This is a genomic window from Chitinophaga filiformis, from assembly GCF_023100805.1.
In the GTDB taxonomy this organism is placed as follows: Bacteria; Bacteroidota; Bacteroidia; order Chitinophagales; family Chitinophagaceae; genus Chitinophaga; species Chitinophaga filiformis_B.
Genome location: NZ_CP095855.1, coordinates 2611013 through 2626596 on the forward strand (window position 1 = coordinate 2611013; position 15584 = coordinate 2626596).

Annotated in this window: 7 protein-coding genes; 6 read left to right on the top strand and 1 reads right to left on the bottom strand. The window is 49.2% G+C overall.

The window, feature by feature from the left end:
- Positions 1-2 precede the first annotated feature (2 nt).
- Entirely contained in the window at positions 3-1472 is a 1470-nt protein-coding gene (locus MYF79_RS10705; protein ID WP_247813867.1) for a sensor histidine kinase, read from the bottom strand.
- A 453-nt stretch (positions 1473-1925) separates the two neighbouring features.
- On the opposite strand from MYF79_RS10705, the gene MYF79_RS10710 reads away from it, so the two are divergent.
- From MYF79_RS10710 to recB, 6 genes are all read left to right on the top strand, one after another.
- Positions 1926-2552: a (2Fe-2S)-binding protein gene (locus tag MYF79_RS10710; protein WP_247813868.1), complete on the top strand. Its 627-nt coding sequence runs from the start codon at positions 1926-1928 to the stop codon at positions 2550-2552.
- Entirely contained in the window at positions 2549-3532 is a 984-nt protein-coding gene (locus tag MYF79_RS10715) for an FAD binding domain-containing protein (protein WP_247813869.1), read from the top strand. The genes MYF79_RS10710 and MYF79_RS10715 overlap by 4 nt, the downstream gene beginning before the upstream one ends.
- 28 nt (positions 3533-3560) lie before the next feature.
- Entirely contained in the window at positions 3561-5729 is a 2169-nt protein-coding gene (locus tag MYF79_RS10720; protein ID WP_247813870.1) for a xanthine dehydrogenase family protein molybdopterin-binding subunit, read from the top strand.
- 1359 nt (positions 5730-7088) lie between these two features.
- On the top strand, positions 7089-8894 hold the full coding sequence (gene recD / locus MYF79_RS10725) for an exodeoxyribonuclease V subunit alpha (RefSeq protein ID WP_247813871.1): 1806 nt from the start codon (positions 7089-7091) through the stop codon (positions 8892-8894).
- A gap of 16 nt (positions 8895-8910) precedes the next feature.
- Positions 8911-12102 carry an exodeoxyribonuclease V subunit gamma gene (recC, locus tag MYF79_RS10730; protein ID WP_247813872.1) on the top strand — a complete coding sequence of 1064 codons (3192 nt, stop codon included), beginning with the start codon at positions 8911-8913 and terminating at the stop codon, positions 12100-12102.
- 14 nt (positions 12103-12116) lie between these two features.
- The gene (gene recB / locus MYF79_RS10735) at positions 12117-15581 is read left to right on the top strand and encodes an exodeoxyribonuclease V subunit beta (protein ID WP_247813873.1); all 3465 of its coding nucleotides are present in this window, start codon (positions 12117-12119) and stop codon (positions 15579-15581) included.
- The last annotated feature ends 3 nt before the right edge of the window (positions 15582-15584 follow it).

Genomic DNA, 15584 nt, shown 5'->3' on the forward strand with positions numbered 1-15584 from the left:
GGTTACTCTTTTGGCCAGGTGAAAGAAAAGACAGAACCTTTACCTGGTGATGAATTTACATTGATCTGTTGCTTCTTCATGTCGATGATTTTCTTGACTATTGCCAGTCCTACGCCGGTACTTTCGAAGCTATCCCTGTCTTTTAAAGTCTGAAAAATAATAAAAATCCTTTTCTGGTAATGCTTTGCGATACCATTTCCATTGTCTTCAATAAAGAACTCGTAATAATCGGGCCGTTCTTTATACGATACTTTAACGCTGGGAGCGGGCTTGTCATTGTGTTTAATGGCATTGCTGATCAGGTTTGAGAAGATCTGGAAGAGCCATAATCTTTCAGCATGAACAACGGGCAGATCGCTGATCTCCACCTGTACATTGCCGGTATCAGGCAGGTTGTCCACCACTTCCTTCACCAGCGCGCTCAGCGGCACCTCCTCTTTTTCAATTTCCTCTTTGTCTGCTTTGGCATAGGAAAGCAGCCCTTCGATGAGGTTTTCAGCCCTGTGAATCCGTCCCTTGATGAGGCCCATATACTCATTCATCTTAGGCGTCAGTTCCTGCTGATGGTCCTCTTCAATCCAGGACACCACATTACTGATGCCTCTGAGAGGGCCTTTCAGATCGTGGGACACGATCTGGGCAAACTGGTCCAGTTCTTCATTGGAGCGTTTTAACAGTGTGATGTTCCTGGATAGTTCGTCGGCCATATGATTGAGCGCATTGCCCAGGGAACTCAGCTCATCCTTGCCCAGGTCCTTAATTGTCACATCGTAGCGACCACCGGCAATATTGTTGGCCATATCTGTCATCACCCTGATACGCCGGGATATCTTTAAGGTAACGAAGATGATAATGAATAATCCCAGTACGATGGATGTGGACGTCAGCAGCAAGGATAACCTGTTCGTTTGTACTACAGAGGCGGCCAGTTCCTGTTTCCGGACGTCGCGCATCGCATATTCGGAGGCAGAGAATGCTTTAAACTGTTCCTGCAGGGCTTTCTGGATATTTCTTTCATGACCGGAGGCAAACTTCTCCTTGTACACTCTGTTAAATGTATCCAGGTGTTGAGAGCTGATGGCGGCAGACATTTTGGCCTGTCTCAGCGGGTCGGTATATTCTTCCGTCCACTGGTCATTCAGTTCCCTGATGTGGCTGAGCATCCTGCTTTGTGCCGTGTCTGTGATCAGTCCTTCCATTTCTTTTAGGATCTGCTCGTTCTCAGTAATAGCGGTATCGTAGGCTTCCACGAACGACTTCTCGCCCGTCAGCAGATATCCTCTCAGCCCATTCACCATGGTCAGCAGATTCCGTTGGAACCTGCTGCTGTTACGCACCAGGTTGGTGGACCGGGTAAAGTAATCGTTGTTTTCCATCACCGTATTCGACAGGCTGAAGTTGACGAAAGTAGTGATGGAAAACAGTATCAGGATGGATACGAATCCAAGGAATATATAATGAGATATCTTCATTGTACCGGCAAGTCTAATAAAAAATGAGTATATTTTATAAACCCGCAGATATGATCGTGCAGGTCATTGACTAAATCATTCAGTTCTACTATCCTGAAAAATAGTGCGGCCGCCGCTGCTGTGGTATAGTTTTGGCGGCACCTTCAGCGAATCTGCGCCGTGTGCATATATCCATTTCGTTGTGTGAAGGCGGACATAACGCTGTTGTGTAGTAGTACATGCTGGTAAAGGCTTAGGAGGAGGCAGGCTGGTTTTATTGATCGCTTCCGGGGCAATGAGCTTCCATTCGTCATTTCCCGGTTCACGTTATTGGATAAATTCATTATGTTGAAGTAATGCGATTTAAGGCACGGGGAAGCGATGACATAAAAACAGAAAACCTGAAATTGCCGGAGGCTTTATACAACAAACAACAAACCGCACAATACTGTCAAACTGAAACTGAAGCAAACTATGGATGACCAACTCAAAAACGGGGAGCATACCGGTACATCCCGGCGCTCATTCCTGAAGAAATCCTCCCTGATCACAGCGCTGGCGCTAACGCCCGACACCGTGATCAAAGCCGCTGAGAAGGGTATTGATGAGCAGATCGCATCGGCTATTGAAACAATGCCGCTAAATGTTACCATCAATGGTGTGAAACAAAGTGTCAGGATAGAACCGCGTGTTACCTTGCTGGACCTGCTGCGGGAACGCCTGCACCTGACCGGTACCAAAAAAGGATGCGATCATGGGCAATGCGGCGCCTGTACTGTACATGTGGACGGTCAGCGGGTGAACTCCTGCCTGACCCTGGCCCTGACAACGGAAGGCCGGCAGGTGACCACCATTGAGGGATTGGCCGATGGAGATAATCTGCACCCCATGCAGGAAGCTTTCCTGGAACACGATGGTTTCCAGTGTGGATACTGTACCCCGGGACAGATCATGTCTGCCGTATGCTGCATCCGGGAAGGCCATGCCAGCACGCCTGAAGAGGTACGTGAATACATGAGTGGCAACATCTGCCGTTGCGGCGCCTATTCCAATATCGTAGACGCTATCATGGACGTAAAACAGGGAGGGAAGAAAGTATGAACCAGTTCAGTTATGTGAGGGTCACCTCCAAAGAATCTGCCATTGCAGCCATCGCAAAAGATAAAACAGCCATGTTCCTCGCTGGCGGTACCAACCTGGTAGACCTGATGAAGAGCCGTGTGACAAGTCCTGAGCGGCTGGTAGACATCAACCAGGTGCCGCTGGCAACAATAGAAGAAACGAAGACCGGCCTCCGTATTGGCGCGCTGGCAAAAAATACTGCTGTTGCTGAAAATGCGCTTGTCATCAAACATTTCCCACTCCTGTCACAGGCCCTGAATGCGGGCGCTTCTCCGCAACTAAGGAACATGGCCACTGTGGGCGGCAATATGATGCAGCGCACCCGCTGTCATTATTTCTACGACAGTGCTTTACCCTGTAATAAGCGTAATCCGGGTTCCGGCTGTGGTGCGATAGGAGGCTTCAACAGGATGCATGCCATCTTTGGCGCGAGCGACAAATGCATTGCCGTACATCCCAGCGATATGTGCGTAGCGCTGTCCGCCCTGGATGCTGTGATAACAGTGGCAGGGCCTAAAGGTGAAAGGAAGATCCCTTTCGGAGATTTTCACCGTTTGCCGGGCGATACGCCTGAACAGGACAATAACCTGCAGCGGGGAGAGCTGATCATTGCGGTAGACATTCCTTTCAACCAGCTCTCAGCACATACGCACTACCTGAAAGTACGCGACCGTGCATCTTACGCATTTGCACTGGTATCAGTAGCTGTGGCCCTGCAGATCAAAGGCGGCAACATTGCCGACCTGAGACTGGCCATGGGTGGTGTAGCACATAAGCCCTGGCGTTTGAAAGAAGCTGAGTCATGGCTGAAAGGAAAGCCTGCCACGGAAGAGAATTTCCGCAAGGCTGCCGGTATGGCCATGACGGGTGCGAAGTCGCAGGGAGGGAATGAATTCAAACTCGCCTTAGCACCCAATACTATTGTGGAAGCGCTTAAAACAGCCGCCGCACAGGCATAACATCTTCTAAACGTTTAAAACCCACTGTATGGGAATCGATAAAAAAAGTGAGCCGATCAACCGGGTAGATGGCAGGGCGAAAGTAACCGGTAAGGCAAAATACTTTGCAGAATTTGAAGTGCCGGGATTAACATTCGCTGTGATGGTGACCAGCCCCATTACCCGCGGCACCATTGCCACTATTAATACAAAAGCGGCCGAACGTGCGCCTGGTGTACTGGCAGTATTCACGCACCTGAACATGCCTGCCATCCCGGGTTGGGCAGAGCAGGGGAATAACAGTAAACTGCCTTCAGGCGGAGAACGGTACCGCATGTTGGGCAGCAATAAAATACTCTTCAACGGCCAGCCTGTTGCGCTTGTCATTGCCGACACCCTGGAACGCGCACAGTATGCCGCTTCCCTGGTAACAGCTACTTACAACAAAGCCGAACATCATACCGATCTGCTGAAGAACACAGATAAGGCGGCAATGCCTCCCCGCCTGGGCGACTATACCCGCGGAAGTGACACTAACGCGCACAATACTGCACCAGTAGTGTTGAAGGCCGATTATACCGTTCCGATAGAGGTGCACAATCCCATGGAGCTGGCGGGCATCCTCGCGTTCTGGGAAGGCGATGACAAGCTTACCGTATATGCCAAAACACAGGGTGTTAAATCCACGCAGCGCACACTGGCAGGTGCATTTAAGATCGACGAAAAGAATATACAGGTGCACTCTGAGTTTGTCGGCGGAGGTTTTGGTATGGGCCTGCGCACCTGGCCGCAGGAAGTAGTGGTGGCTGCTGCTGCGCGTGCATTGAAAAAGCCGGTGAAACTGGTGCTGACCCGCGATCAGATGTTCACATTGGTAGGGTATCGCCCTTACACCATCCAGCATATCAGTATGGGTGCTACGCAGGATGGTCAGCTGACGGGCATCTATCACGAAGCCACTGCTGAAACAGCCAGCTACGACGACTTTACTGAGGGTACTGTCGCCATGACACGTTTCATGTATGCCTGTCCTAACGTCACCACCAAATACCGCATTGTACCGCTTGACAGGGGCGTACCTATCTGGATGCGTGGTCCCGGAGAAGCCACTGGCGCTTTTGCACTGGAATCGGCTATTGACGAAATGGCGTATAAAGTGAATATGGATCCTTTGCAGTTCAGGCTGAAGAACTTTGCGGAAACTGATCCGGAAAGGAATAAGCCTTTTTCCAGCAACAACCTGAAAGAAGCATACCAGCTTGGCAGCGAGAAGATCGGCTGGGCGAAGCGTAATCCGGCGCCGGCCTCCATGAAAGATGGTGAATGGCTGGTAGGTTATGGCATGAGCACCGGCGTATTCGGCGCACATCGAGGTGAGTCTACCTGTCGCGCGCAATTGAATGCTGATGGTACCTTGTTATTACAGAGCGCTACCAGCGACATCGGCCCTGGTACCAGTACCGCCATGGTGCAGATCGCGCATGAAGTAACTGGCTTGCCAATAGAGAAGATCCGTTTTGAACTGGGCAATGCTGCCTTTCCGCCTTCCGGTAGTCAGGGCGGTTCTGCTACCGTATCTTCCGTAGGCTCCGCCGTATTTGATGTTTGTACTGCCCTGAAAGGCATACTGACAGAGGCCGGGCTAACATTCGACAATGGCACTGTGAAACCGGCTGCCGGCAAATCAGACGGTTTGCAGGAAGTGCTTTCCAAACAGAATAAGACTTTCCTTGAGGTAACGAAGTCGTCCAAGGGGGGGGCAGAGCAGGAGAAATATTCGATGTATTCTTTCTCGATTCATTTTACCGAAGTACGGGTGCATCCCGGTACCGGTGTAGTGCGGGTGAAGCGGGTGGTGACGGTTGCGGATGCCGGCAGGATTGTCAGTCCTAAAACAGCGGCCAGTCAAATGATTGGTGGGGTCACTGGCGGTATTGGTATGGCGCTGACTGAAGAAGGCATTATCGATCATCGTTTTGGTCGTTTTGTCAACAACAACCTGGCGGATTATCATGTTCCTGTGAGTGCTGACGTGCCGCATATTGAGACGATCTTTATCGACAAGCCTGATCCTGTTACTAATCCGATGGGGTCTAAAGGTATGGGAGAGATTGCCTTGATCGGCTTCTCTGCTGCGGTTGCGAATGCGGTCTATCATGCAACAGGTAAGCGGATCAGGGAGCTTCCTATCACACCGGATAAGATATTGTCTGCCTGATTTTTTAAAAGCCTCCAATGCTGGGGGCTTTTTGTTTTTCGTTGGTGGTTGTTTGTTATAAAGCTCCCATGGTTTATGATGTTTGTTGTCTGCTGCGGCTTCAGAGCTGTAGTTCTTTGAAGCTGCCTTGCTATTTTGTATGGGCGTCGGAATGCTGCTATACTCCTGCAGGATCTGTCAGCGCATTAGTATCAAATCTTTAGTTTGAGTTTCTGTCATAATTGAGTTTCTGGGATGTTTGGTGTTTGTCGTCTGCTGCGGCTTCAGAGTGGGACCACTGGCTGTAGTTCTTTGAAGCTGCCTTGCTATTGAACATATTCAAGCGGACGGGCTTTGGGAATGCTATTAAACTCCTGGTAGTTCGTGTCAGCGCTGCTTCAAACAACTAAGGCCAGGGTCTCCACCTGAAGCCTTCCGCTGCCTATGGGGTTATGTGAGGGAATAGCGTTACGGCTTTAATGAGGATACTTTTTACTTTTTTGTGTTTTATCAGTGTGAGGATCAAATGCTGATTTGTTGGATGATTCACATTTGAAGGAATGCATATTGATGCATATGTCAGACAGTGAGAATATCAAAACAGTCTTAACCGCTCAGAATTGTTGGTTATTGACATACTTACCTATGCTTTTACTTTAATCGCGTATAAATTGCTTGACATCTGGAAGTTACTTGCATGAATGTAAAAGTAGAAGGCTTTTCCCATAAGATGGGCAGCAGACGTATATATGTACGTTCGCTGTGCATATGTCTCTCTTTTGAGCAGAGAAGGCCTGTAATGGCTCCGGTGAACAGAGGAGGTTCGTAACGGCGCCGGTGGCAATACAATAATTTGAGTAAAACATATAGTATATGATATATCATTTCGGTCAATGCATACATCTCTCTATAAACTAATCGGACGCTTTTGAGCAGCGAGGACTTCAGGTGGAGACCCTGGCCTTAGTTGTTTGAAGCACAGCTGATACGTCCTACCAGGGGTTAAATATATATTCTAAAGCTTATCCGCTTGAATCTGCCTGATAGCAAGGCAGCTTCAAAGAACTACAGCCAGCGGTCCCACCTGAAGCCGCAGCGTATCTCAACGCCTGTAAATGTGCGTATAATACCCCTCAAATGGGGATAACTTTTCTGTTTGAACCTTTTCAAGTCAGATGGGTAAAGCCACACCAAAGGGATGGCAAAGACATGAATAAAGTACGTCATCGCAGCCATACCAGCCAAGCCCTTCTGTCAATTCCCTGAAACCACAACGCCGTGGTAAAGAAAACCGGAAAATCCCCCTATGGAACAACAACGATAAAAATCGTAATTTCACAGATTGCCCAAGCCGCGAGGCGACAGGCAGCGAAACGAGATATGCATACAATCAACGACGTCCACCAGCAATTTGCAGAATACTTCCAGATACCGGCACTTAAGCCGTACGCCTACCTGCTTTCAAGAAAGCTGAGCGAAGGCCATATCTGCCTGCACCTGGATAAACGTATTGAAAATACCGGCGAGCTCCCCGCATTCTGTGATAACCTGCCGGTGGGCAGCAAGCAGTTACAACACATACCACTGGTGGCAAAGAACGGCAGTGATACACAGCCCTTCGTGTTGTACCAGGAACGGCTGTACCTGCAAAGGTATTTCAGGTATGAAAGTACATTCCTGCGCCGCATCCACCAATTCCTCGCTACAGAAAAGACCGTACTGCAGGAACGCCTGGATATGCTGGAAACAAACCGCGCATTCCTCAGTAAGCTGTTTGAGACTGGCCCCGCATTCAAAGGCGACGGTGGCGATCCGGCCGACTGGCAGCTCAGTGCGGCGGTGACGGGCGTGCTGAATAATTTTACGATCATTACCGGGGGTCCCGGTACCGGTAAGACCACTACGGTGGCTAAGATATTGGCAATACTGTACAACCTCGACCCATCCCTGAAAGTAGCGCTGGCAGCGCCGACAGGAAAAGCGGCCGCACGTATGGCCGAGAGCCTGCGGAATACACAACTGCCGGTTGACGAGACAATTACCGCACAGTTCCAGAGCCTGACACCGAGCACTATTCACCGGCTGCTGCGCTCAAAAAAAGATAGTCCTTACTTCGTATATAATGCGGATAATCCGCTGAACTTCGATGTCGTGATCGTAGATGAATGCTCGATGATCGACGTAGCCCTGTTTGCCAAACTGCTGGACGCGATTGGCGCAGGAACAAGACTGATACTGCTGGGCGATAAAGACCAGCTGGCATCCGTAGAGGCAGGCAGCTTGTTTGGCGACCTTTGCCAGGCACAGGGCACGCTGAACCTCTTTACAGCCGACAGGCTGGCGCTGATCAATTCCTTTATTACGGACGAACGAAGGAAATTGCCGTTGACACAGGTAAAAGAGCATGACCCGCATCCGCTGTTTCAGCACCTGGTAGAGTTGCGCCGTAGTCACAGGTTCAGCGGAGAGAAAGGGATCGGTAAATTCAGTAAGGCAATTATTGCGAACGACCAGGCTGCTATCCAGAGTTTCCTGGCGCCGGGAGCAGATGAACAGGTGCAGATCGATCAGGAATATTCGAAAGAACTGTTCAGGGATTTTGTATCAGGTTATAGCGCCTTTATTGTAGAGAATGATATCCGCACCGCGCTGCAACTCCTGAATGATCTGCGTGTATTATGTGCGATCAGGGAAGGAGAGGAAGGGCTCTATGCCATTAACAAGGCTATTGAGAAGATCCTGCACGATAAAAGGCTGATCCGTGTGAATACCGACTTTTATGAGAACAGACCGATCATCCTGACGCGTAACTATTACGAACATGGCCTTTTTAACGGCGATACAGGCATTATCCGCCCGGATGAACAGGGCGTGCTCATGGCATGGTTTGAAGACAGTACCGGGGAGCTGAAGGCGATCCTGCCAGGGTATCTTACGGAGGCAGAAACGGTATTTGCGATGACGATCCACAAAAGCCAGGGATCAGAGTTTAAAGAAGTGATGGTGATCCTGCCGAAAGCGAAGGAGGTGCCCATCCTTACACGGGAATTATTGTATACCGGCGTAACCAGGGCAAAACAGAAAGTGTATGTGCAGGCATCAGCGGAGGTGCTGATGCAGACGGCAGAACGTTTTGTGGAAAGAGCCTCGGGTATAGGTCAGCGCTTTATGGACGACCACCCCTGACAATTGAATAACACTTATGGCACTATATCTCAAAGTGTCCAATTCCCTGGAGGTACTCTCCATGGGATTGGCACAGGAACTTAAAGCTTCACACAGCCGGGTGTTTGAACAGCATCTCATCGTTACACAAACGGAAGGGATGAACAACTGGCTGAAACTGCAACTGGCAGAATACCTCGGTATAGCTGCCAATTGTCGTTTCCTTAAACCGAATGATCTCATCCATCAGATCTATTTCCTGATGGATGGCCAATATACTGAAATGCTTTCCGGCAGGAACCTGACCTGGCTGCTGTACAAGCTGCTGGGAGAAGACGCTTTCCGCGAAACCTATCCTGCCGTCGCTACCTATTACCACAATACAGAACCGGATAGTGACCTGAAGCGAATGGCACTGGCTGAAAGAACGGCCGACCTTTTTGACCAGTACCAGATCTACCGCCCGGAGATGATCCGCGAGTGGAATGAACAGGCCGAAGATCCGCTGGCAAAGATGGACTGGCAGCAATACCTCTGGGGTAAAGCCAAGAAAGTATCGGGTAATACGCTGCCCGACAAAACGATCGTTGGACAGCATATCCTGGATATGCTGAAGAATCCGGATCAGCAGGCCCTGCTGGCAGACCGTATGAATACCGTACATCTCTTCGGTCTCTCCATCATCACGGCATACCACGTGCAGATACTGCACGAACTGTCGTCTTTCATCGACGTGTATTTTCATATCATTAACCCTTCGCCGGAACTTTACTGGTTCGAGGATAAAAGTGAGAAACAACAAGCCCGCTGGCGCCTGAAAGGCCGTCCGCTGCTGGAGTCGGACGTAGCCGGTAATCCGCTTCTGATGGGATGGGGGCGTGTTGTGCAGGATACTTTCGGACTATTCTTCCAGTATGACGCCTTTATCAATGCCTACGACAGCGAAGGGATCGTGGTGCCGGAACCGGATACCTTGCTGAATAAGATCCAGCATGATATTTTCAACAATGCGAACGAGCACAGGAACCGCATCTACCCGGAAGACATTGAAGACGGATCCATTACTATCAATAACTGTTATACCGTTGCCCGTGAGGTGGAGGTGTTGTACAATTACCTGGTGCATCTCGTAGACAGAAAGAAAGAAACCCTGTCGCCGCGCGATATCGTAGTGATGGTGAGGGACATTGATGCATATGCCCCCTACATTAAAGCGATCTTCAACAACGCACCTTATAAGTTCCGCTATACAATAGCCGATGAAAGTTATGCAGACAGCGATAACCTCTTCAATGCACTGCATGCCATCCTACGGCTGAATGAAGAGAATTTTAAGGCGGAAGAGGTCTTGCAGCTGCTGGATTCATCCTATATCAGGAAACGCTTTGGTATCAACAATGTACCATTGGTGCGGTCTGTAGTAGATCAGGCCAATATCCGTTTCGGCATACACGGCGCCAGAGAAGATGAAACCTTCCTGGTGAGCTGGAAATACGGTATCAGGCGTATTATGTTCGGTATCTGTATGAGCGGTGGCGAGGAATATGGCAAAGGCGATGACAGCTTCTACCCGCTGGATATACTGGAAGGCAGCGACAGCCTGGAAGTAATACGCTTCTGCCATTTTGCAGAGGTACTGATCAACGCTGTGGAAGAACGTAAGAAGGAACGTAGTATCAGCGGATGGGTAGAGTATATAGAAAGCCTGCTGCACAATATGGTGTACGAGCCGGATGAAGAAGTGGATGAAGATTACAATACGCTGATGCAACAGCTGGCAGACTATAACCTGCTGAATGATTATATGAGCGATACGGTGACATTTGATGTATTCAGCCATAGCTTCCTGCAAACATTGACAGGTACCACCAGGACAGGCCTGTTCGTGAACGGGGGCATCACCTTCTGTTCACTGATCCCTATGCGTAGTATCCCTTTCAGGGTGGTGGCCATGCTGGGGCTCGATTATGACAAGTTTCCCCGCCGGGAACAGCCCATTGGCTTTAACCTGATGGAGAAGAATAAACAGAGAGGCGACCGTAATGTAAAGGATAATGACAAACACCTTTTCCTGGAAACGGTATTGTCTGCCCGTCAGTATCTGTACATCAGCTACGTCGGCCAGAGCGCCAAGGACAATAGTCGTATGCCGCCTTCCGCATTGGTGGATGAGCTGCTGGACTATATAGAATCCGGTACAGGCGAACCAGACAAGGTGAGAGAAAAACTGGTGACCAGGCAGCCTTTGCAGGGCTTTAGCAGAAAGTATCTGAGCGGAAATGAACGCCTGTACAGCTATCTGAATACTACTGTGCCCGAACGTCCTGTTACGAGGGCCGGTAAAGTGATGGAGCCCCTGGTGCTGGAAGAAGTGGACCTGGATGAACTGGTGCGTTTCTTCAAGAATCCTTTCAAAGCGTATTACAACAAAGTACTGGGCATCTACTACAACGATGAACAGGTATTGCTGAATGAAACCGAGATCTTTCAGCTGGACAGCCTGCAGAAGTGGAATTTGAAGAATGAGCTGTTGCAGATGGACGCGACTGCTATCGCCAATATGAAGATCCGCCTGGTAAAAACGGGCCGCCTGCCTTTGAAAAATATGGCCTATGTAGCCCTGCAGCAGATAGAATCTGAAGTACGGCCCGTGCGCGATAAATACAGGACCTGTATCAATGGTGCAGAGGAAGAATCCGTACAGGTGAATCTCGACATAGAAGGTACCTTGCTGAAAGGAACTATTCATAGTGTGTTTAACGGCAAACTGGTCCAGGTGTCCTGGTCTAAACGGGAAGATAAATACCTGATAGAGGCATACATCCGCTATCTGGCAGGCAGGGCTGCGGGTGTGCTGACCGGCATGTGTTTCATTTCCGGCGCCAGTAAACAGGAGGCTTTCGAGGCCATGCCATTGGCGCAGGAAGAGGCATTAAGAAGACTTACCGCATTAATGGAGATATTCAGGGAAGGGTTTGAACGCATCACACCATTCTATCCCGACTTTGATATTAAACCCGCTGATGTGGCAGAACTGGATTTCAGCAAATTTGTGAAGAAAGTGGATAAGGCCCTGGATAAGGGAGACGATAGCACGGTAGATCCTTACATTTCCCGTGAATATGAAAACGGCTTCTTCAATGATGAAGCCACACTGGACACTTATAAGACCATCTGCACGCATGTACTGCTGCCGTTGGCTGAAATGATACCGGGTTATTACAATTAACAGGCGAGAACACAATGACGGAACATATCAACTACCAGGATTTTGACGCAGGCACCGTGCCCTTACAGGATAGCAACCTGATAGAGGCCAGCGCCGGTACAGGAAAAACATATTCCATCGCCATTCTCGTATTGAGACTGGTGCTTGAAAATGCATTGTCTGTAAAAGAGATCCTGATGGTGACCTTTACAAAAGCTGCCGTGGCAGAGCTGGAAGAACGTATCCGCCTGTTTGTGCGGCATGCCCACAAGGCAAGCCAGGGGCTGGAGATAAAGGATGATAACATCCGGCGGCTGGTAGAAGAAGCGATGGAGCGTAATGGCCTGGAACAGGTACAGCAACAGCTGAAAGATGCAGTATTGTTCCTCGATGAAACAGCCGTGCTGACCATACACAGCTTCTGTCAGAAAACATTGAATGAATTTGCCTTCGAAACCGATCAGCTGTTTGGGGCTGAAATGATACAGGATACCCGGACACTGATAGAGGAGGAAGTACAGAAATTCTGGCGTAAATATGTGACCACCCTGCATATCCGCCTGCTGGAAAAGATCTGGGAACCGGGTATGATGTCTGGCATTACCACCGCTCTCAATGAGCATATGGGAGGTAAGCGTTACTTCGCTTACGAACCGGGTAAACGCTATGAAATTAAAGTAAAAGAGCAGGAAGCATGGCTGCAGCAACTGGATGCTGCTGACGATAGGAAAGATGCCGCTGAGAAAGAACTGGAGAGCTTTGTGAAGGATAATATGGATAGGCTGAGAACATTGTGTGAAGGAAACCAGTATGCGAAGAAGGCATTGTTGCCCTGTATAGACGATCCTCTGCAGTTCATTGGGGTTATAAAAGAGAAACGCAGTTCCGCAGGTTACATTGCCAAATTATTTCCGGATCTGCTGGAACGCCTCGATAAAGTGGCAGCCCTGGACGAAGAACGCAAAGGTATTGTGCAACAGGTGATCAGCCGTTTGTACTGCTTTGCTATAGAAGAAATTGCAGCAGGGGTGAAGGGCTATAAGAAGCGCAATAACCTGCTGAGTTATGATGATATGATCACTAACCTGCACAGGTCACTGGTGGAAAAGAATAATCCCCGACTGGTAGAAGTGCTGCAGGAAAAATACAAAGCTGTATTTGTGGATGAGTTCCAGGATACTGACAGGATGCAGTACGAAATATTCGAGAAAGCATTCGGCAGCGGAACGATCCTGTTTTATATAGGCGATCCCAAGCAGAGTATCTATGCATGGCGTAAAGCAGACATCTTCACTTATTTCAAGGCCAGGGCCAGCGTACAGCATGTGTACGGTATGAACCATAACTTCCGTTCGTCTGAGCCTTTTATAGCGGCCATGAATACCTTCTTCCTGCCCTCGCCCGATTTCGATACCTTCTATTTCAGCGGAGAAGGAAATGCGATCAACTACATAGAGGTAGAAAGCCCCGAAAAGAATACAAAGGGGCTATTATTCAGAGGCGAAGCGGCAGATGTACCCATTACTGTTTTTAATGCATCCAATAGCAATGAGCTGACGGAGAGCGTAGCTGCGCAGGTGGCTTTGTTGTTGAGAAGCGGGGAATATACCATCGGGAATGAAGAAAGCAGGCGCCCTGTTAAACCATCCGATATTGGCATCCTGGTGCGTACCGGCCGGCAGGGAAGGGAAGTGAAAGCCCAGCTGGCAAAACTGGGAGTGCCGGCTGTAACTGTAGATGACGCCAGGGTGTTGCAATCAGAAGAGGCTACCTACCTCTTGTACCTGCTGGAGGCTATGCTGGAACCTAACAGGTCTTCCATTAACCGTGCATTATTGTCCCCTTTTACAAATCTGAAACTGGAAGATGTACTCCTGCTGGATGATGAAATCACGCTTGCCTATTTCGGCAACTATAAGAACCGCTGGCAACAGGATGGTATCTATACTGCCATGATGGATTTTATTACAGACTTCAATGTTCGGAATATATTACTGCATGCGCATACGGAAAGTGGCGAACGCGTTATTTCCAACCTGTTTCAGCTAACGGAACTGGTACACCAGATCCAGAGCCGTAAGAATTTGTCCATGACTGAACTGGTATCGTGGTTGAAGCGCGGGATTGACGGTATGGCCACAGAAGGAGATGAATATGAGCAGCGGGTGGAAAGTGATGAGGAAGCGGTGAACATTGTGACCATCCATAAGAGCAAGGGACTGGAATATAAGATCGTCATGGCGCCCTTCCTTGATTTTGTGGAGAACAAGCACGCGGAGTTCTTTAGCTTCCGCGATCCTGTTACGGGCGATTATGTGGGTGTGGAAAAGAAACGCATGACGGAAGAACAGCGCAGCTCGTATGCCCGCCAGGCAGAACAGGAGAACAGGCGTTTGTTATATGTTGCCATTACCCGAGGCGTATATAAATGTTTTGTTTTCCGTAACAACAGCAAGTATTACAGCAATTCCACCTTATTGACCTTCCTGCAGGCACTGATAGCAGCAGCGCCATCTCCGGACATTATTAAGTTTGAACAGGACCTCCCGCTGGCGCCGGAACAGGATGCCGGCAGGAATACGGGGAGCCTGGTGAATACCGGTACAGATGCTCCTGTCAGGTTTGTGCTGAAAGAACAGAACTGGCGGAAGATGAGCTATACCATGCTGGCCGCAAAGGCCGATAAGAGCCTGAAAGTACGCGCCTCGCAACAGGAAGATCCTTACGAGACATTCATCTTTCACACACTGAAGAGAGGTGCAAAGACAGGTAACCTGCTGCACTTCCTGTTTGAGAACATCAACTTTTCAGAAGATAGCCGCTGGGAGAAATGGCTGACAGAAACCATCCGCCGTTTTGTACCGGGGCAACAGGAAGTATACATGCCGATGCTGCGCCAGCTATTGGAACATGTATTACATACTGACATTACAGTAGGGGGGCAGACCTTCCCTTTATCTGCCGTTGTATGGCATAAACGTATCCCGGAATTCGAATTTGACTTCCCCGTGTCTGCTTTCTTTCCTGATATGCTGAATGGCCTTTCTGACGACAGGACCAGCGTTGTGGTACGCCGCTTCCACGAGCATGGCAGTCATGAACTGGAAGGGATCATGAACGGCAAAATGGACCTCTTCTTTGAGCATGAAGGGAAATATTATATACTTGACTGGAAGTCCAACTACCTGGGCGATTCGCCGGAAGATTACACACCGGCGGCATTGTCCATCGCCATGAACGAGAACAACTATCATCTGCAATACCTCATCTACACATTGGCTGCCAAGAAGTACCTGGAAAGCCGCCTGCATGCATTTAACTATGAAAAGCAGTTTGGTGGCGTGATCTATTGTTTCGTGAGAGGGATCAGGAAAGGGCAGTCTACCGGCATTTTTACCAGTAAACCGCCCCTGGCGAAAATATTACAGCTGGAAAACAGCCTGTCGCCCAATATCAACAAAAAACAGCCACCACAGCAAAAGCTGTTTGATATCTATTAAACC